This is a genomic window from Solimonas marina, assembly GCF_012241385.1.
GTDB lineage: Bacteria > Pseudomonadota > Gammaproteobacteria > Nevskiales > Nevskiaceae > Solimonas > Solimonas marina.
In genome coordinates this window covers 188788-206599 of sequence record NZ_JAAVXB010000009.1, presented here as the reverse complement: position 1 = coordinate 206599, position 17812 = coordinate 188788, and the positions used below count along the sequence as shown (strand labels likewise).

Below are 17812 nucleotides of genomic sequence, written 5' to 3'. Positions count from 1 at the left end.
CCCTGCATATTGCAATCAACGCTGTACACCGGTGTACGCAAAGGCCTGCGAAAAGAGTCGCTTTTGTCGCCCATTGCTGCTTCTATATTGTGCGAACCGCTTTGCTACACTCCCCAGCCCGACCGGACCCATGCCGCCGATGCCGAGAATTCGAGGCCGTTACAAGGCCCTGGGCGCAAGCCTTGTCATGATGTTCAGCCTTCCTGTCCTCGCCGCGACCCAGGACCTGGACGACCGCGCCGTACAGCTCGATCAGAACGTTCAGGCGCTGAAGGACGAGGTCCTGGAATTCAACAAGGAAGCGTCGAAAGCCGAAGTCGACGCCGTGCTGCCCGACTATCTGCGCCTGAACGTCTATTTGAGCGTCGAGGCCCCCGGCCTGCTGCTCGACAAGGTGACGGTCTCGCTCGACGACCAGACGCCCGAAACCTATCACTACGATGCCTTCGACTCGCGCGCGATCCTGACCAAGGGCAGCACGCAGCGCCTGCTCCGTGTTGCGGCCCAGCCCGGCCCGCACAAGCTGCATATCAGCTTCTCCGGCAAGTACGCCGACGCCAAGCCGGACTCGCCGCCGATCACCGATCAGTATTCGACGACGATCGACAAGTCGGCGCAGACGACCGACGTCGAATTCATGATCGCGCGCCAGAGTCGCTTCGGCGGCAAACCCAGACTGTCGATGAAACAATGGCGGCCCGCACAATGAAGCGTCTGCGCCTGCTCCCGATCGTGGCTGCCGCGGCGCTGCTGCCGCTGACGGCGTCGGCCGTCGAGACCTATCAGCCCGGCAGCAGCAAGGACCCGCAGGTCCGCATGTCGAGCTATCTCGATAAGAACCGTGAGCATTTCTCCGCCCTCGTGACGCTGCTGCAGGTGGCCGGGCAGACCGATCCGCTGAAAATGCCGGCCGAGTTCGAGTGGGAGCTCGCCGACAACTATCTCGGCTTCGGCATGCGTGACCGCGCCGAGGCGCTGTATCGCAACCTGGCGGCGATCGATCCGGATCCTGAAAAGGTGGGCGAGGCCTACCTGCGGCTCGCCGAACTCGATTTCGAGCGCGGCTACAACGCCGAGGCGCGCGCCACGCTGTACCGCATCCGCGAAAAGCTGCCCAAGGATCTGATCTCGCAGTGGGTCGACCTGATGTCGCGCGTGATGATGGCCGACGGCCAATACAGTGAGGCGGCCGGCCTGTTACAGAAGCGCAAGAGTGATGCGTCAATCGACGATTTCATGCGCTACAACCTGGGCATCGCGCTGATCAACAGCGGCCAGCCGACACCGGGCCAGACGCAGCTCGACGACGTCGGCAAGATGCGCCCGCTCACCGAAGATGATCTGGCCCTGCGTGACCGTGCCAATCTGACGCTGGGTTGGCAATTCCTGCAGGCGCAGCAGGCCGCCACCGCCAAGCCGGTGCTGAGCCGCGTCCGCGTCGAGGGGCCGTTCTCGAACCGCGCACTGCTGGGCCTGGGCTGGGCGCAGCTGTCGCCGCAGGGTTCACGCAACGAAAAGGACCTGTCACGCGACGAAGGCGCATGGGAAAAGGCGCAGACTTCGATATCGCTGCTCGGCGTCCTGATCCGGCGCGGCTATCTCGATCACGACGTCTTCGACAATACCGGCATGTCCTCCTTCCGGCGCGACAACCGCAATCCGGAAACGCAGGCGGCGATGCGCCGCGCGCTCGTGCCCTGGCTCGAGCTGACGAAGCGCGACCCGATGGACCCGGCGGTGCAGGAAGCGTGGCTGGCGATCGCCTACACGCTCGATCAACTCGGCGCGCATACCGAGGCGCTACAGTACTACGAGAAAGCCGTCGGCGTGCTCGAGGATGCGCGCAAGCGCATGGACGCGGCGGTGCGTTCGATCAAGCAGGGGCGCATGGTCGAAACCATCGTCCGTCGCGACATCGATACCGGCTCCGGCTGGGACTGGAAGCTGCGCGATCTGCCCGACGCGCCGGAAACCTATTTCCTGCAGGACCTGCTGGCCACGCACCGCTTCCAGGAAGCGCTGAAGAATTACCGCGACCTGCGCATGCTGACGCGCAACGTCGAAACCTGGCGCAACAAACTCGCCAGCATCCAGCATGACTATCTGTCGACCGCCCGCGAGCCCGGCGACGCCGACGCCCTGTTGCGCCGCGCGCTGCGCGATGCCGAGCCGGCCTACGCCGGCACGCGCGTGACGCTGGGCCTGGCCACGCATCTGGCCGCGCCGGGGACCTACGACGTGCGTGCGCCCGTCGTGCGCGCACCGGTGCCACCGCTGGCTTTGGCCGCGCCGCCGACCCGCTTCAACGGCCCGTACGAGCGCGCGGAGGCGCTGCAGTCGCGCGTCAACAATCTGCTCGAACAGCTGACCGCCGCCGGCCGCGATCAGGCACAGCTGCTGCAGGACATGTCGCTGCAGGAACTCGACGGTCAGCAGCGCCAGATCGAGCGCTATCTGATCGAGGCCCGTTTCGCACTCGCGCGTCTGTATGACCGCGCCCAACAGGGCGAGCAAAAGCCGTGACCGACCCGATGACCCCTACCCCGTCCTCCCGGTTCCGACTGCCGCCGGCGCTCGCGCTGGCCGCAATCGCCCAGGCCGCGCTGGCGCTGTCCGCCTGCACGCCGCAGGTCGTCAAGGATTCGGCGCCGCCGATCCGGCAGACCATCGGCAAGGAAAAAGCGCCGTCGCAGGACGAGCTGCCGATCATCAAGTCCGAGAACATCGCGCCGGACGCGCAAAAGGCCGCCGACAACTACCGCGAGCTGCTCAAGCTCAAGCCGGACGCGGCAACCCAGACCGAGTCGACGCGGCGCCTCGCCGATCTGCAGGTGCAGATGGCCGACGCCGGCGGCTCGACGCCGGAGTCCGAACAACGGCTGCGCGAGTCGATGAAGCTTTACAACCAGCTTCTGGCGCAACACCCGAACGATCCCGACAACGCACGCATCTACTATCAGCTGGCGCGCGCGCAGCAGAACATCGGCGAACCGGAAGCGGCGATCGCCACGCTCAAGCAGCTGACCGACCGCCTGCCGGAGTCCAAGCTCGCGGGCGATGCGCACTTCCGCCGCGCCGAGCTGCTGTTCACGCTCAAGCGCTATCACGAAGCCGAAGACGAGTACCACGTCGTCATGGCGATGAAGGACGGCACGCCGTTCTTCGAGCAGGCGCAGTACAAGTACGGCTGGTCGCTGTACAAGCAAAGCAAGTACGACCCGGCGATCTCGACCTTCATCGACATCCTCGACCGTGAGCTGCCGACCGGCGAGGTCACCGATCCGGACGCGGCATTGGCCGGCGTGTCGAAGGGCAAGTTCGACCTCGCCAAGGACTCGCTGCGCGTCATCGTGCTGTCGCTGACCACGCTCGGCGGCGGCGAAGCGCTCAACGACTACCTCGCCTCGCACAGCGACCCGCGTTTCTATCCGCTGCTGTACACCGCGCTCGGCGACGCGATGCTCGAAAAGCGCCGCTACACCGACGCCGCCAAGACCAGTGCCGCGTTCATCGAGCGCTATCCGCAATCGCCGCTGGCACCGGCCTTCCAGGCGCGCGTGATCGCCGCCTACGACGCTGGCGGCTTCGACCAGCTGTCGCTGAAGGAAAAGGAACGCTACGTCGCGACCTACGATCCGGCCGCGCCCTACTGGGCCGGCAAGCCGGCAACGCCGGAGGTCATGAAGGCGTTGCGCGTCGACCTCGAAGACATCGCCAAGTACTACCACGCGCAGGCGCAGCAGGAACTGCGCGCCGCGCAGGACGCGCACAAGACCTTGCCGCAGCCGCCGGCCGGCTTCGCCGTCGCCGCCAAGTCCTACCGCCGCATCATCGAGCTGTACCCGCAGGACCCGAAGCTGCCGGATATCAACTTCCTGCTCGGCGACGCGTTGCTCGACGGCGGCCATACCCTCGAAGCGGCCAAGGAATACAGCAAGACCGCCTACGGCTACCGCCCGCACACCAAGGCGCCGGAAGCCGCGTTCGCCGCCGTTCAGGCCTACGAGCAGTACGCCACCGAAGTGCCGAAGGCGCAGCGCCCGCAGGCGCTGCAGATGGCGATCGACGAAAGCCTCAAGCTCGCCGACACCTATCCGGCGCACGTCAAGCGCAATGCGGTACTGACGCAGGCGGCCGAGGACTTGTACGAACTCAAGCAGTACGACAAGGCCATCACTGTCGCCGACCGCGTGATCAAGGCGCAGGGCAACGTCACGCCGGAGCAGCAGCGCATCGCCTGGAGCGTGACCGGCAATTCGCAGTTCGCCCTCACCCACTACCCGCAGGCCGAATCGGCGTTCAGCGAGCAATTGAAGCTGACGGCGGCCAACGACCCCGGTCGTGCCGACGTCGTCGAGCAGCTCGCCGCGTCGATCTACAAACAGGGCGAAGCGGCGCGTGATGCCGGCGACATGGACACGGCGGCGCAGAACTTCCTGCGCGTCGGCAAGGTCACGCCGAACGCCAAGATTCGCGCCACCGCCGACTACGACGGCGCCGCCGCGCTGATCGCGATGCAGGCCTGGGGCCGCGCCGCGGCGGTACTCGAGAACTTCCGTCAGCTGTTCCCGGACCACAAGCTGATTCCGGACGTCGACAAGAAGCTCGCGGTCGCCTATCAGAAGGACAACCGGCCGCTGCAGGCGGCGCCGGTCTACGGCCGTATCGCCCGCCGCAACAGCGAAAGTGCGCAGACCCGCGAAGAAGCCGCGTGGCTGTCGGCCACGCTCTACGAACAGGGCAAGGCGCCGGCCGATGCGCGCGGCGCCTACACGTATTACGTGCAGAACTTCCCGGCCTCGTTCGACCGCAACGTCGAGGCCCGCGCCAAGCTCGTCGACTACGCACGCAGCAGCGGCGACGCCGCAGCGCTGAGCACCGCACTGCGCGATCAGATCGCCGTCAACGACCGTGCCGGAGCCGGCGCCAACGATCGCTCGCGGGCACTGGCCGCGCGTGCCGCGCTGGAGCTGGGCCGCATCGCCTCCAGGCAGACGCAGGCGATCGCCCTCAAGGCCCCGCTGCAGCAAAGCCTGGCGCAGCGCAAGCAGTCGATGCAGCAGGCGCTGAACTGGTTCGACAAGGCGGCCAGCTACGGCTACGCCGATGTCACCACGGCGGCGACTTACGAGACCGGCCTGGTCTACCAGACCTTCGGCCGCGCGCTGCTCGACTCCGAGCGGCCGAAGAATCTCAGCGCCCTGGAACTCGACCAGTACAACCTGCTGCTCGAGGAACAGGCCGATCCGTTCCAGGAGAAGGCGATCTCCACCTACGAGGACAATCTGCGCCGCATCAGCCAGGGCGTCTATGACGAGTGGGTCGCCAAGAGCGCCGCGCAGTTGGCCACGCTGGCGCCGGCGCAGTACCAGAAGCACGAACGCGGGCAGGATTACGATGACCGTCTCAAGTAAGACCGCGATGACGCGCCAGGCACTGGCCGCAGCCGGCCTGCTGGTGCTGGCGGCGTGCTCGAGCGCGCCGGTGCAGGAGCGCCCCGCGCCGCCGAGCAAACCCGCCGCACCGGCGGTGAAGCCACCCGACAAGGGCGATCCGCAGGCACGCTTCGACGCCGCGCTGACGCAGCTCAAGGGTGGCGACCGCGGCGGTGCCGAACAGGCCTTTTTGTCGTTGACCCAGGATTTCCCGCAATTTCCGGGGCCGTGGGTCAACCTCGGCATCATTTACGCGAAGTCCAACCGCGTGGCGCCGGCAATCGACGCGCTCGGTCATGCCACACAGCTTGATCCGAATAACGTCATCGCCTGGAACTGGCTCGGCATCCTCAACCGCCAGGCCGGTTACTACGACCGGGCCAAGCTCGCCTACGAGCGCGGCTTGCAGGCCGCGCCCGACGATGCGATGACGCACCGTAACTACGCGATCCTGCTCGACGCCTACCTCAAGCAGCCACAGGCGGCGATCGAGCAGTACAAGCAATATCAGAGCCTCACACCGAAGGAAGACCTGGCGGTGACGGCCTGGGTCGCCGCGCTCGAGGCGCAGGTCGGTCCGACGACACCGCCGGCCGCCGCCGCGACGCCGGCCAATGCGCCGACGGCGCCCGCCCCGACCAGCCAGCAGACGCCATGAACGAATTCCAGCCGATCCTGCGCCGCCTCACGCTGCTGCCGCTCGCCCTGTTGTTGGGCGGCCAGATCGCGGTCGCCGCCGCCCAACAGGACGACATGCCAGCAGTCGACACCAGTCATCCGGCCAGCCCGACCGCCGCCGAACCGGCCGTGCCGACCAGCGCCAAGCCGGCCGCCGCCGACAATGGGAAGGGCGACAGTGGGACGACGATCGTCGGCAATGGCGACGAATCGCCGATCGGCCTATACATTACGCCGTGGCGCGACGCCTATGCCGAGAAGGGCATCGACCGACCGGCGCGGCTTTTGCAAGAAAAGGCACTACCCATCGATCGGGTCGTGTTCAAGCGGCAAGTGCAGTACTACGACGCACTGTCGACCGCACTGAAGAGCAAGGGTGTCGTGACGCCCGAACAGAACTGAACCGCCCCCGGCTCAACGACGAGCCGCACTCCCCTCCCCAGTTTGTACCCCGGTATCGCTTGAACACTCGAGGAAACGCGACATGGATTTCTTTGTGACCATCCTGCACTTCTTCCAGAAGGGCGGCTTCATGATGTACCCGATCGCGATCGTGCTGGCGCTCAGCATCGCCATCGCCATCGAACGCTGGCTGTTCCTGAGCCGCGTCGAGCGTGAGAACGCACAACTGTGGCGCGAAGCCTTCCCGCTGCTGGCCAAGGGCGACATCGTCACGGTCGAGCAGATGGCGTCGGGCGGCGAATCGGCCGTCGCGCGCATCTTCCAGGCCGGTGCCGCGCAGGCCAAGGTCGACCCGCACCGCAACGAAGTCGAGACCGCCACCGAAGAAGCGCTGATGGAAGTGCTGCCGGCGGTCGAGAAGCGCACGCACTATCTGGCGACGTTCTCGAACATGTCGACGCTGCTCGGCCTGCTCGGCACCGTCATCGGCCTGATCGGCGCGTTCGCGGCGCTCGGCAATGCCGACCCGACCGAAAAGGCCGACCTGCTGTCGCGCGGCATCTCCGAGGCCATGAACTGCACGGCCTTCGGTCTGATGGTCGCGATCCCGACGCTGATCGTGCACGCCTGGCTGCAGGCCAAGACCACGGAGCTGGTCGACAGCCTCGAGGCCGCCTGCGCCAAGTTCGTCAGCGCCGCCGCGCGCAAGTGATCCGTCCGTCCCTGATCTCAACGGGGGTTCACGGATGAAAACGTCCCGCCGAACGCGGCGCCTCGAACGCCATCAGAGAATGAGGGCGCGCGCGGTGTCGCTGAACATCGTGTCGATGATCGACGTCTTTGCCGTGCTGGTGTTCTTCCTGCTCGTCAGCTCGTCGATCACCGCCGCCAAGCTCAATGTCATCGACCTCAACCTGCCGTCGCAGGACCAGGCCCTCAAGCCCGACAAGCCGCCGCTGCAGCTGACCATCACATTGCGCCACAACGGTCTCGATGTATCCGACCGCAACGGCGGCCTGCGTCACCTCGACAACACGCCGCAGGGCTACAACCTGCAGGCGCTGTCGGAGCTGCTGGTACAGGTCAAGAAGTCGGCACCGACGGAGGATACGGTGACGCTACTGCTCGAACCGGATATCCCGTACGACGACCTGATCCGCATCATGGACACGGCGCGCTTCACGCCGGCCGAGGCCCGCGCCGACGGCCTGCCGCCCGAGATGTTCCCGAACGTGTCGCTCGGTGACGCTGCGGGAGGTGCGCCATGAGACAGCGCATGGGCAAGCGCGCACAGCGCAAGTTCCGCCTCGCCGGTCACGAAGTCGAGATGAACGTCGTCTCGCTGATCGACATCTTCGCGATCCTGGTCTTCTACCTGCTGGTCAATGCACTGGCGGTGGAAATCCTGCCGAACCCGAACTCGCTGCACCTGCCGCAGTCACAGGTGCGCGCAGCGCCGAAGCAGGTGCCGGTGGTGGTGGTCAGCAAGGACTCCATCCTCGTCGACAACGTGCGGGTGATGAACACCGCCGACGTCGCCAAGGTCGACGGCAGCTTCATCCCGCAACTCAAGTCCGAGCTATTGCGCAAGCCGTTGATGCGCGTCGAGGGCGCCGACGCCGGAGCCGTCACGCGCGGCGACGTCAACATCATGGCCGACAAGGAAATTCCGTACGAGGTGCTGAAGAAGGTCATGGCGACCTGCACCGAAGCCCGCTTCGCGAAGATCTCGCTGTCGGTCATCGAGAAACGTGACGGAGGTGGTGCATGAACGCCAGCTTCGTCACCGCCTTCGACGGCTGGAGCTTCACCGACGACGCCGACCGGCGCTTCCGCAAGATCTACCGCGCGGCGCTGATCGTCTTCGTGATCCTCGGCATCGCCATCCCGCTGATCAAGCTGACCGGCCTGAAGAGCGGCGGCGGCGAGACCACCGAGCAGCGCTACGTCAACATCCTGCCGGACGCGCAAGTCGCCGATCAGGTCGAAGAACCGAAGCCGCAGCCGGAAGAGTCGAAGAAGCCACCGGAGCAGCCCGCCAAGTCCCCGCAACCCAAGCAGGACAAGGCGCCCAACCCGCCGAAACCGCAGCCGACCCAGGCCGAACAGCAGGCCCAGGCCCGTGCCGTGGCCAAGAACAGCGGCGTGCTGGCGATGGCCGATCAGCTCGCCGAGCTGCGCGACCAGTCGCTGCACGGCCTTGATTCTTCGCATGCGCTGCGCAATGACCGACTGACGGCGCAGGCCGGCACCGGCGCCTCAGGGGGGTCGAGCGACCAGTTCGCCGCGTCGGCCGCCAGCGGTAGCGGCGGCATCGGCGCGTCCGGCAGCGGCAGCGAGACCCGTCTGCAGTCCGGCGCCGGCCTCGGCGAACGCCGTACGACGACGGTCAAGGCGCCGCGCGGCACCGGTCCGGACAAGACCAAGCCCGGCCAGGGCGGCGACAAGCTGATCGCCGGCCGTACGCTCGAGGAAATCCAGCTGACCTTCGACCGCAACAAGGGCGCGTTCTACGCGATCTTCAACCGGGCGATGCGCGAGGACCCCAGCGTCGGCCCCGGCAAGATCGTGGTCAGCCTGACGATCGCGCCGGACGGCAGCGTCACCGACTGTCACGTCGTCTCCAGCACGTTCAACAATCCGGATCTGGAGCGCAAGGTCGTGCAGCGTGTGAAGCTGCTCAACTTCGGCGCCAAGAACGTCCCGGCGTTCACCTATCCGAACTATCCGATCAACTTCCTGCCGTCCTGACGGCAAGATGCGATGATCGAGGCGCCGGGCAACCGGCGCCTTTTTTATCGGCCGCAATCGCTGGCCGATTCGCCATAGCGCCGCACGCGAGACGGCGCTGCAGTCAGTAGAATTGACGCACTCACAGCAGCGAGGACAACAAGTTGATCATCCATCCGAAGGTTCGAGGCTTCATCTGCACCACCACGCATCCGCTCGGCTGCGAACGCAACGTGCTCGAACAGATCGAAGCCACGCGCGCCCAGGGCGTGCGCAGCGACGGCCCGAAGAAGGTGCTGGTCATCGGCGCGTCGAGCGGCTACGGCCTCGCCGCGCGCATCACCGCGGCGTTCGGCTTCGGCGCCGATACGCTCGGCGTGTTCTTCGAAAAGCCGGGCAGCGAGAAGAAGGCCGGCACCGCCGGCTGGTACAACTCCGCCGCATTCGACAAGTTCGCCAAGGCCGACGGCCGCTATAGCCGTTCGATCAATGGCGATGCGTTCTCCGACGATGCGCGCGCCAAGGTCATCGAGCTGATCAAGTCCGACATGGGCGGCCAGGTCGATCTGGTCGTCTACTCGCTGGCGTCGCCGGTACGCAAGCTGCCGACCACCGGCGAAGTGAAGCGCTCGGCGCTCAAGCCGATCGGCCAGACCTACACGGCGACGGCGATCGACACCAACAAGGACATGATCATCCAGGCGTCGGTCGAACCGGCCAGCGATCAGGAGATCGAGGACACCGTCACCGTCATGGGCGGCCAGGACTGGGAACTGTGGATCGACGCACTGTCCAGCGCCGGCGTGCTCGCGCCCGCCGCGCGCACCGTCGCGTTCAGCTACATCGGCACCGAAATCACCTGGCCGATCTACTGGCATGGCGCGCTGGGCCGCGCCAAGGCCGATCTCGACGCCACCGCCAAGCGTCTCGACGCCAAGCTGCAGGCCAGCGGCGGACACGCCAACGTCGCGGTGCTGAAGTCGGTCGTCACCCAGGCCAGCGCCGCGATTCCGGTGATGCCCCTGTACATCTCCATGGTCTACAAGATCATGAAGGAAAAGGGTCTGCACGAAGGCACGATCGAACAGCTCAACCGCCTGTTCCGCGAGCGCCTGTACCGCGAAGATGGCCAGCCGCCGGTGAGGGACGACGAGCAGCGCCTGCGCCTCGACGACTGGGAACTGCGCGATGACGTGCAAGGCCCCTGCAAGGCACTGTGGCCGCAGGTCACGACCGAGAACCTGTTCGAGCTGACCGACTACGCCAGCTACAAACAGGAGTTCCTCAAGTTGTTCGGCTTTACGCGCAGCGACGTCGACTACGACGCCGACGTCGATCCCGACGTGCGCTTCGACTGCCTGGAGCTGACGCCCGCTGGCTGATCATGCGCCGGGCACCGCCACGCGCGGCGCCCGGCATCGACGGCCACGAAAAAGGCCGCTTGCGAGACGATCGCAAGCGGCCTTTTTCATGAAGCTTCGGCTTATTCGGATTCCGGATCCGGAATCGCGTCGGCCGGCGAGTTGACGATCTTGACCTTGATCTCGTCGGCCAGGTTGTCGCGGAACGCCTCGTATTCCTTACCGGCAGCGAGCTGGTTGAACTGCGCCGCGGACGGCATCGCCTGCGCCGGCGCCGGGACGATCTTGCTCAGCACCATCACCGCCAGATTGCCGTCCTTCAGTGTCGCCTCGCCGTAGCTGTCCTTGCCATCGGCCGGATGCGGGATCTTGAACGCGGCCTTGACCAGCGCCGGATCGGCATTGGTGTCGTTGCTGCTCAGCGCACCGGCATCCTTGACCTCGGCGCTCTTGGCCTTGGCAACCTCGTCGAGCGACTTGCCGGCCTTGAGGTCGGCGATCATCGCTTTGGCGTCAGCCTCGGCCTGGGTCTTGCCCTGCGCTTCCTGCATGGACTTGATGACCTGGTCCTTGACCTCGTCGAAGGTGCGCTGGCGCGGCGCGTCGTACTGGTTCTTGCGAACCACGACCAGGGTGCTGTCGTTGAGCGTGATCGGCTTGCTGTTCTCGTCGTCCTTCAGCACTTCCTGCGAGAACGCCGTCTGCTTGACCGCATCGTTGGCGGCAATGCCTTCGCCACCCTCGCGCGTGAACCAGTCCGTGGTCTCGACCTTCAGGCCCAGCTGCTTTGCCACCGGTTCCAGCGAGGTCGGATTCTCGAACGCCAACTGGTCGAGCTTGTCGCTGAGATCCTGGAAATGCTGCTGCTTTTCCTTGTTCTGATAGAGCTGTGTCAGCTCGCGCTTGACGTCCGGATCGTCGAACGGCTTCACCGTGGCCGGCTTGATGTCATCGATATGAATCAGGTGCCAGCCGAATTCGGTCTCGACCGGATCGCTGGTCTCGCCCTTCTTCAGCGACCACTCGGTCTTCTCGAAGCTTTCCGGCATGTCGCCGCGCTTCAGCCAGCCCAGGTCACCGCCCTTGGCCTTGGAGCCGGCGTCTTCCGAGTCCTGCTTGGCCAGCGCCACGAAATCGGCGCCGCCATCGAGCTGGGCCTTGATCGCCTCGGCCTTCTTCTTGGCGGCCGCCTTGTCGGCACCGAACTTGATCAGGATGTGGCTGACCTTGCGCTGTTCCGGCGTCGTGAAGCGGCCGGCCTTTTCGGCGCTGTACAGCGCCTTGAGTTCATCGTCGCTCGGCGCCTTGGCGGTCGGCAGGTTGTCCTGCGACAGCTCGACGTACGACAGCTTGATGCGCTCCGGCGCCATGTACTGGCTCTTGCTGTCTTCGTACTGCTGCTTCGCCGCATCGTCGCTGATCTGAATCTTGCCGGCATAGCTGCCGACATTCAGTTCCGCATAGCGGACCAGGCGCAGCTGGCCAACCGCCTGCATCAGCTGATCACGCTCGACCGGCACCATGAAGGCGGTGTCGGTGATCGCCTCGCGCATCTGGTCGATTTCCAGCGAGCGACGCATCTGCGCCTCGAAGCGCTCCGGCGTCAGGCCCTGCGCACCGAGCATGGTGCGGTAGGCCTGTGTGTTGAACTTGCCGTCCGACTGGAAGGCCGGAATCGCCGAGATCGACTTGAACAGCGATGCGTCGTCGGCGTGGTAGCCGAGCTTGTCGGCGTGCTGGCGCAGCTGCGACTCGCGCGTCATGTCGTCGAGCACGGTCTTCTGGAACTCCGCCTGCTTGAAGTCGGCGGCGTTGAAGTTGTCGCCCATCAGCTGCAGGTACTGCTGATAGCGCTGCTCGTAAGCGCGGCGGAACTGCGATTCCTTGATCTTCTCGCTGCCGACCTTGACCACCACCGGGTCGCCGCCGCCGCCCGAGAACGACTGGATGCCCCAGAACGCAAACGGCACGACCAGCAGGGCGATGATGAAGCCGGCGACGATGCCGGACGTGCGATCCCGGATACTTTGCAGCATGCCTGTACTCTCTCGACTGCTTTACGGTCGTCGTTAGCAAAAAGCCCGGCGGTGCCGGGCTTTTTTGATTTGGTGGGCTGTCAGGGACTCGAACCCCGAACCTACTGATTAAGAGTCAGCTGCTCTACCATTGAGCTAACAGCCCGCATTTTTCCGACACCCGCCGCTTCGCGTCAGGTCGTCGTTTCCGACAAATTTACCGCTAATTAGAGTGGGGTGAGCGAGGGGACTCGAACCCCCGACAACCAGAATCACAATCTGGGACTCTAACCAACTGAGCTACGCCCACCACCGGGAGCTTTCCCCTCCGGGGACCGCTCAGGGGCGCGAATCATACCAGAACGAATCCCGGCGCAACAATTCCTTTATCGAAAATTTGCTGCCCCGCCCGCCACGCCACCAACGGGCCGCGGATTCTACTGCAAAAGCCCTTCGGCGCGCAGCGCCTCCTGCACCGCCGGCCGCGCCGCGACCCGAGCCCGGAATTCGCCGAGTGCCGGCCACGGCGACAGATCGAAGCCAACATAGCCCGCCCAGCTCAGCACCACGAACAGATAGGCGTCGGCAACGCTGTAGGTCTCACCGAGCAGATACGGATGCGCCTTCAGCGCCGCCTCGACCAGCGGCAGGCGACGCTGCAGCTGCGCAGTGGCCGTCGACTTGGCTTCGTCACCGGCACCGGCGAACAGCGGCGTGAAGGTCTTGTGCAATTCGGTGCCAATGAACGTCAGCCACTCCTGGAGTTGATAACGCGCCATCGTGCCGGCGGCGGGCGCCAGCTGCTTGTCGGGCACCTGATCGGCGATGTACTGGACGATCGCCGGACCTTCGGTCAGCAACGTGCCGTCGTCGAGCTGCAGCGCCGGCACATAGCCCTTGGGGTTGATGTCGCGAAAGCGCGTGCCGTCGGCCAGCGTGCCGTTCTTCAGGTTCACGGCCTTGAGCTCGAACGTCATGCCGGCCTCGCGCAGCGCGATATGCGGCGACAACGAACAGGCACCCGGCGTGTAGTAGAGCTTCATCGATCGTGACTCCGTGTTGTGGACTATTAATAAGGAGAAGCGCAGAGCTTACGCGAGCCAGCGGCGCCCGGGGCGCCTGCACCGGCAAGCCGATATGATGGCGCGCCCGGCCCCGCGCCGCCCGGCACCATGATCTCGACGATGCAGACCCGCGAAACACCCCGCCCCGTGCTCTCGGTCTCCGCGCTGCGCAAGCAGTACGGCAGCACGCTGGCGGTCGACGACATCTCGTTCGACGTTGCGCCCGGCCACATCGTCGGCCTGCTCGGCCCCAACGGCGCCGGAAAGACGACGACCATCAACATGATCCTCGGCGTGCTGGCGCCCAGCAGCGGCCGCATCACCATCGAAGGCTATGACGTGACGACGCAACGCGCGCAGGCGCTGGCGCGCACCAACTTCGCCGCCGTCTACGCGCCGTTGCCGGGCAACCTGACGGTGCGCCAGAACCTCAAGGTCTTCGGCCTGATCTACGATGTACCCGATCTCGACACGCGCATCGAAACCCTGATCGAACGCTTCGACCTGCAGCGCTTCCGCGACGCCAAGTGCGGTGTGCTGTCGTCCGGCGAGCAGACCCGCGTGTGCCTGGCCAAGGCCATGCTCAACGCGCCGCGGCTGCTGCTGCTCGACGAACCGACCGCGTCGATCGACCCGGCCACCGCGCGCGACATTCGCGGCATGATTCGCGACATCGCCGCCGACGGTCACAGCGCCGTGCTGTGGACCTCGCACAACATGTACGAGGTCGAGGAAGTCTGCGACCGCGTACTGTTCGTCTCGCGCGGCCGTGTGCTGCTGGCCGGCGATCCCAAGACCCTGCCCGGCCAGCACGGCGTCGCCAGCCTCGAAGAACTGTTCATCCAGGCCGCCAACGAGCCGCTGTCGTTCGGAACCCAGACCGCATGAGCGCCGGCTTCAATCCGCGCCGCGTCGCCGGCGTCATCCTGCGTCAGTATTACCTGATGCGCAGCAGCCCGACGCGCGTGCTGCCGACCTTCGCCTGGGTGGCGATCGACATCGTGCTGTGGGGCTTCATCACCCGCTATCTGAACTCGGTCGGCACACCGGGCATGAATTTCGTGCCGACCCTGCTCGGTGCGGTGCTGATGTGGGATTTCTTCTCGCGCGTCATGCAAGGCGTGACCGTGGCCTTCTTCGAGGATGTCTGGGCGCGCAACTTCCTCAACATCTTCGCCACGCCCTTGTCGATCGGCGAATACGTCAGCGGCCTGGTGCTGACCAGCGTCGCCACCAGCATCGTCGGCCTCGCCGTCATGCTGTTGCTGGCAACCGGCGTGTTCGGCTTTTCGTTCTTCAGTTACGGCCTGCTGCTGATCCCGTTCCTGCTGGTGCTGTTCCTGTTCGGCATCGCGCTCGGCATTCTCGCCTGCGCGATGGTGCTGCGCCTGGGGCCCGCATCGGAATGGCTGGTCTGGCCGATCCCGGCACTGCTGTCACCGTTCGCCGGCGTCTTCTACCCGCTGGCGACGCTGCCGCCGTGGATGCAGTGGATCGGCCACTTGCTGCCGCCCTCATATGTCTTCGAAGGCATGCGCGCCATCGTCGCCGGCCACGGCTTTTCATGGGCCTCGCTGATCGGTGGCCTGGTGCTGGCGATCGCGCAGATCGTCGCCGCCGCCTGGTGCTTCGCCGCCGTGCATCGCAAGGCGGTACGCAGCGGACTGCTGGCGCGCTACAGCGCGGAAAGCGTCAGCTGAAACGACGATGCCCGCAGTGTCCGGAACACTGCGGGCATCGTGACGGCCACCAGGCCGGACGCGTCAGTTCGGCTTCGGCAGCGCGTACGCCACCACGTAGTCGCCGCGGTCCGGCGACTGGCGCGCGCCGCCGGCCGTGACGACGATGTACTGCCGACCGGTCTTCGGCGACACGTAGGTCATCGGGCCACCCTGGCTACCGACCGGCAGGCGTGCCTTCCAGACTTCGCGGCCACTGCCGCTGTCGAACGCCCGCAGGTAGTAGTCCTGGGTACCGGCGAAGAACAGCAGGCCGGATTGCGTCGCCAGCGACGGCCCCAGCGTCGGCATGCCGATCGGAATACCCATGTGCATCTTGATGCCCAGCGGCCCGGTATCCTCGACCGTGCCGACCGGCACCTGCCAGGCGAGCTTGCCGGTCGTCAGATCGACGGCCGACATGGTTCCGTACGGCGGCTTCTGGCACGGAATGCCGAGCGGCGACAGGAAGCGGTTGCGCAGCGAGCCGTACGGCGTGCCGGTCTGCGAGGCCGCGCCCATTTCGACGCCGCCAGCACCGCTTTGCATCTGCGCGCGCGGAATGAGCCGGGTCCACAAACCCAGGCGCATGTCGTTGACGAACAGGTAGTGATTCGTGGGGTCGTAAGCGACGCTGCCCCAATTCATGCCGCCGAGCGAACCCGGCCACTGCAAGGCCATGTCTTCGCCGGGCGGCGTGAACAAGCCGTCGTAGCGCATTTGCTTGAACTGGATGCGGCAGGCGAGTTGATCGAACGGCGTCGCGCCCCACATGTCCGACTCGGTCAGGCGTTCGGTACCGATCTGCGGCAGGCCGGTCGATACCGGCTGCGTCTTCGCGTAGCGCTCGCCACTGGCATTGCCCTGCGGCGCCGGGATGTCCTCGACCTTGGTAATCGGCTCACCGGTCTGCCGGTTGAGCAGGAAGATCTGCCCGGCCTTGGTCACCTGTGCCAGCGCCGGCGTGCCGTCCGGCAGATCGATCAGCGCCGGCTGCGCCGGCAGATCGTAGTCCCAAAGGTCGTGGCGCACGGTCTGAAAGAGCCAGCGCTCGGTGCCGGTCTTGACGTCGAGGGCCACCACCGCCGAGTTGTACTTGTCGTCCTGCGGCGTGCGCTCGCCACCCCACTGGTCGGGCGTGGTGTTGCCGGTCGGCAAGTAGATCAGGCCGAGCTTGGCGTCGTAGGCCATCGAGGTCCAGACGTTGGGCGTGGCACGCGTGTAGTTGATGTTCGGGTCGAGCGGCGTGTCCGGCTTTTCCTTCGACAGATCCCAGGCCCAGACCAGCTTGCCGCTATGCACGTCGAACGCGCGCACCACACCGCTGGGCTCATTGACCTCGATATTGTCGGCCACACGGCCCCCGACGACGATCAAGTCGCCGGCCACCAACGGCGCCGCCGTCAGCGTATAGAAACCCGGCTTGACCTCCCCCATGCCGGCCTTGAGGTCGACGGTGCCCGCATCGCCGAAATCGGTGCATGGCTTGCCGCTTTTCGCGTCCAGCGCGATCAGTCGCGCATCGACCGTCGTCATCAGAATGCGCTGCGCGCATTCGGCGTCCCTCGTCGCGGATCCATTGTCGGCATCGGCGTAGTAACCGAGACCGCGGCAACGCTGCCAGTTCGGCGCGGTCGCCTTCGAGTCGTACGACCAGCGCGTCGCGCCGCTGTCCGCATCGAGCGCAACCACACGGTTGTGCGCCGTGCAGATGTAAAGCGTGTCGCCGATCTGCAGCGGCGTGTCCTGATCCTCGGCGCCGAACCCGTTGCTGTCCGGCACGTCACCGGTATGCGCGGTCCACGCCACTTGCAGCTGTCCGACGTTCTGCTTGTTGATCTGATCGAGCGCGGCGAAGCGCGTGCCGGCCGTCGTATTGCCCCAACTTTCCCAGTTCTTCTGGGCCTTGCCGGCCGCAACCGGCATCACCGCCGGTTCCGAGGTCGGCGCGACGACCGGCTCGACGCGAAACGCGTGGACGAAACCGGCGACGAAGACCAGCGCCAGCAGGGCGGCGCCGGCATAGGCGCCGCGACCGCCGCCGCCGCCCTGCGCCGCTTTCAGCGTCGGCAACACCAGCAACGCCAGCAGGCCAAAACCGAGCGGCATCGCCAGGCGCGACACCAGCGGCCAGAAATGCCAGCCGGCATCAAAGACTGCCCAGACCGCGGTTGCCAGCAGTGCGAGCAGATAAAGCGTCACGCCGGCCGGCCGGCGGCGCACGAGCAGAACGCCGGATGCCAGCATGGCGACGCCCATCAACACGAAGTACGCGCTGCCGCCGAGCGTCAGCAGTCGCACTCCGCCGACCGCGAGCACCAAGCCGGCGACGGCAATGACGACGCCGAGTACGGCCGCAAGCGCGCGCACCACGGGCGATGAAGATGTCTGAGACATGGGAACCTCCTG

15 protein-coding genes and 2 tRNA genes are annotated in these 17812 nt (G+C 65.9%); 12 read left to right on the top strand and 5 right to left on the bottom strand.

The genetic code is table 11. The features are described 5' to 3' along the window. Positions 1-187: 187 nt before the first annotated feature. The 10 genes from G7Y82_RS15785 to fabV all read left to right on the top strand — a co-directional run bounded on the left by G7Y82_RS15785 (position 188) and on the right by fabV (position 10627). The gene (locus G7Y82_RS15785; protein WP_168149090.1) at positions 188-709 is read left to right on the top strand and encodes a hypothetical protein; all 522 of its coding nucleotides are present in this window, start codon (positions 188-190) and stop codon (positions 707-709) included. Then, a complete protein-coding gene (locus G7Y82_RS15780) occupies positions 691-2523 on the top strand; it encodes a tetratricopeptide repeat protein (protein ID WP_168149089.1) in 1833 nt (610 codons plus the stop codon). Before G7Y82_RS15785 ends, G7Y82_RS15780 begins: the two co-directional genes overlap by 19 nt. After that, positions 2520-5414, top strand: coding sequence for a tetratricopeptide repeat protein (locus G7Y82_RS15775; protein WP_366515679.1), 2895 nt, complete (start codon positions 2520-2522; stop codon positions 5412-5414). Before G7Y82_RS15780 ends, G7Y82_RS15775 begins: the two co-directional genes overlap by 4 nt. Beyond that, positions 5398-6093, top strand: a complete 696-nt coding sequence (locus G7Y82_RS15770) for a tetratricopeptide repeat protein (RefSeq protein WP_240954343.1) — start codon at positions 5398-5400, stop codon at positions 6091-6093. The genes G7Y82_RS15775 and G7Y82_RS15770 overlap by 17 nt, the downstream gene beginning before the upstream one ends. Next, positions 6090-6515, top strand: a complete 426-nt coding sequence (locus G7Y82_RS15765) for a hypothetical protein (protein WP_168149088.1) — start codon at positions 6090-6092, stop codon at positions 6513-6515. Before G7Y82_RS15770 ends, G7Y82_RS15765 begins: the two co-directional genes overlap by 4 nt. Positions 6516-6597: 82 nt before the next feature. Next, positions 6598-7227 (top strand): MotA/TolQ/ExbB proton channel family protein, encoded by a 630-nt coding sequence (locus G7Y82_RS15760; RefSeq protein WP_168149087.1) that lies wholly within the window; start codon positions 6598-6600, stop codon positions 7225-7227. A gap of 94 nt (positions 7228-7321) precedes the next feature. Then, entirely contained in the window at positions 7322-7783 is a 462-nt protein-coding gene (locus tag G7Y82_RS15755) for an ExbD/TolR family protein (RefSeq protein WP_366515678.1), read from the top strand. Continuing rightward, the gene (locus G7Y82_RS15750; protein ID WP_240954341.1) at positions 7780-8286 is read left to right on the top strand and encodes an ExbD/TolR family protein; all 507 of its coding nucleotides are present in this window, start codon (positions 7780-7782) and stop codon (positions 8284-8286) included. The genes G7Y82_RS15755 and G7Y82_RS15750 overlap by 4 nt, the downstream gene beginning before the upstream one ends. Continuing rightward, positions 8283-9266 carry an AgmX/PglI C-terminal domain-containing protein gene (locus G7Y82_RS15745; RefSeq protein ID WP_168149085.1) on the top strand — a complete coding sequence of 328 codons (984 nt, stop codon included), beginning with the start codon at positions 8283-8285 and terminating at the stop codon, positions 9264-9266. The genes G7Y82_RS15750 and G7Y82_RS15745 overlap by 4 nt, the downstream gene beginning before the upstream one ends. 143 nt (positions 9267-9409) lie before the next feature. Further along, a complete protein-coding gene (gene fabV / locus G7Y82_RS15740) occupies positions 9410-10627 on the top strand; it encodes an enoyl-ACP reductase FabV (RefSeq protein WP_168149084.1) in 1218 nt (405 codons plus the stop codon). Between the two features lie 101 nt (positions 10628-10728). Here the strand turns inward: fabV and G7Y82_RS15735 are convergent, their stop codons facing one another. From G7Y82_RS15735 to gstA, 4 genes are all read right to left on the bottom strand, one after another. Continuing rightward, positions 10729-12642 (bottom strand): SurA N-terminal domain-containing protein, encoded by a 1914-nt coding sequence (locus G7Y82_RS15735; protein WP_168149083.1) that lies wholly within the window; start codon positions 12640-12642, stop codon positions 10729-10731. A gap of 70 nt (positions 12643-12712) precedes the next feature. Beyond that, positions 12713-12787, bottom strand: a tRNA-Lys gene (locus G7Y82_RS15730). 67 nt (positions 12788-12854) lie between these two features. Continuing rightward, positions 12855-12931 (bottom strand) — tRNA-His (locus G7Y82_RS15725). A 127-nt stretch (positions 12932-13058) separates the two neighbouring features. Next, on the bottom strand, positions 13059-13664 hold the full coding sequence (gene gstA / locus G7Y82_RS15720; protein ID WP_168149082.1) for a glutathione transferase GstA: 606 nt from the start codon (positions 13662-13664) through the stop codon (positions 13059-13061). A 141-nt stretch (positions 13665-13805) separates the two neighbouring features. Here gstA and G7Y82_RS15715 point away from each other — a divergent pair, with 141 nt between their 5' ends. Continuing rightward, positions 13806-14573, top strand: a complete 768-nt coding sequence (locus G7Y82_RS15715; RefSeq protein WP_168149081.1) for an ABC transporter ATP-binding protein — start codon at positions 13806-13808, stop codon at positions 14571-14573. Continuing rightward, entirely contained in the window at positions 14570-15385 is an 816-nt protein-coding gene (locus G7Y82_RS15710) for an ABC transporter permease (protein WP_168149080.1), read from the top strand. The genes G7Y82_RS15715 and G7Y82_RS15710 overlap by 4 nt, the downstream gene beginning before the upstream one ends. A gap of 63 nt (positions 15386-15448) precedes the next feature. Here the strand turns inward: G7Y82_RS15710 and G7Y82_RS15705 are convergent, their stop codons facing one another. After that, positions 15449-17800, bottom strand: a complete 2352-nt coding sequence (locus G7Y82_RS15705) for a membrane-bound PQQ-dependent dehydrogenase, glucose/quinate/shikimate family (RefSeq protein ID WP_168149079.1) — start codon at positions 17798-17800, stop codon at positions 15449-15451. Positions 17801-17812: the final 12 nt, after the last annotated feature.

Excerpts from the sequence above, each read along its gene's own strand:
- G7Y82_RS15785 (WP_168149090.1), top strand. The coding sequence starts at position 188 with ATGATGTTCAGCCTTCCTGTCCTCGCCGCGACCCAGGACCTGGACGAC.
- G7Y82_RS15780 (WP_168149089.1), top strand. The coding sequence starts at position 691 with ATGGCGGCCCGCACAATGAAGCGTCTGCGCCTGCTCCCGATCGTGGCT.
- G7Y82_RS15770 (WP_240954343.1), top strand. The coding sequence starts at position 5,398 with ATGACCGTCTCAAGTAAGACCGCGATGACGCGCCAGGCACTGGCCGCA.
- G7Y82_RS15765 (WP_168149088.1), top strand. The coding sequence starts at position 6,090 with ATGAACGAATTCCAGCCGATCCTGCGCCGCCTCACGCTGCTGCCGCTC.
- G7Y82_RS15760 (WP_168149087.1), top strand. The coding sequence starts at position 6,598 with ATGGATTTCTTTGTGACCATCCTGCACTTCTTCCAGAAGGGCGGCTTC.
- G7Y82_RS15750 (WP_240954341.1), top strand. The coding sequence starts at position 7,780 with ATGAGACAGCGCATGGGCAAGCGCGCACAGCGCAAGTTCCGCCTCGCC.
- G7Y82_RS15745 (WP_168149085.1), top strand. The coding sequence starts at position 8,283 with ATGAACGCCAGCTTCGTCACCGCCTTCGACGGCTGGAGCTTCACCGAC.
- G7Y82_RS15735 (WP_168149083.1), bottom strand. The coding sequence starts at position 12,642 with ATGCTGCAAAGTATCCGGGATCGCACGTCCGGCATCGTCGCCGGCTTC.
- gstA (WP_168149082.1), bottom strand. The coding sequence starts at position 13,664 with ATGAAGCTCTACTACACGCCGGGTGCCTGTTCGTTGTCGCCGCATATC.
- G7Y82_RS15715 (WP_168149081.1), top strand. The coding sequence starts at position 13,806 with ATGCAGACCCGCGAAACACCCCGCCCCGTGCTCTCGGTCTCCGCGCTG.
- G7Y82_RS15710 (WP_168149080.1), top strand. The coding sequence starts at position 14,570 with ATGAGCGCCGGCTTCAATCCGCGCCGCGTCGCCGGCGTCATCCTGCGT.
- G7Y82_RS15705 (WP_168149079.1), bottom strand. The coding sequence starts at position 17,800 with ATGTCTCAGACATCTTCATCGCCCGTGGTGCGCGCGCTTGCGGCCGTA.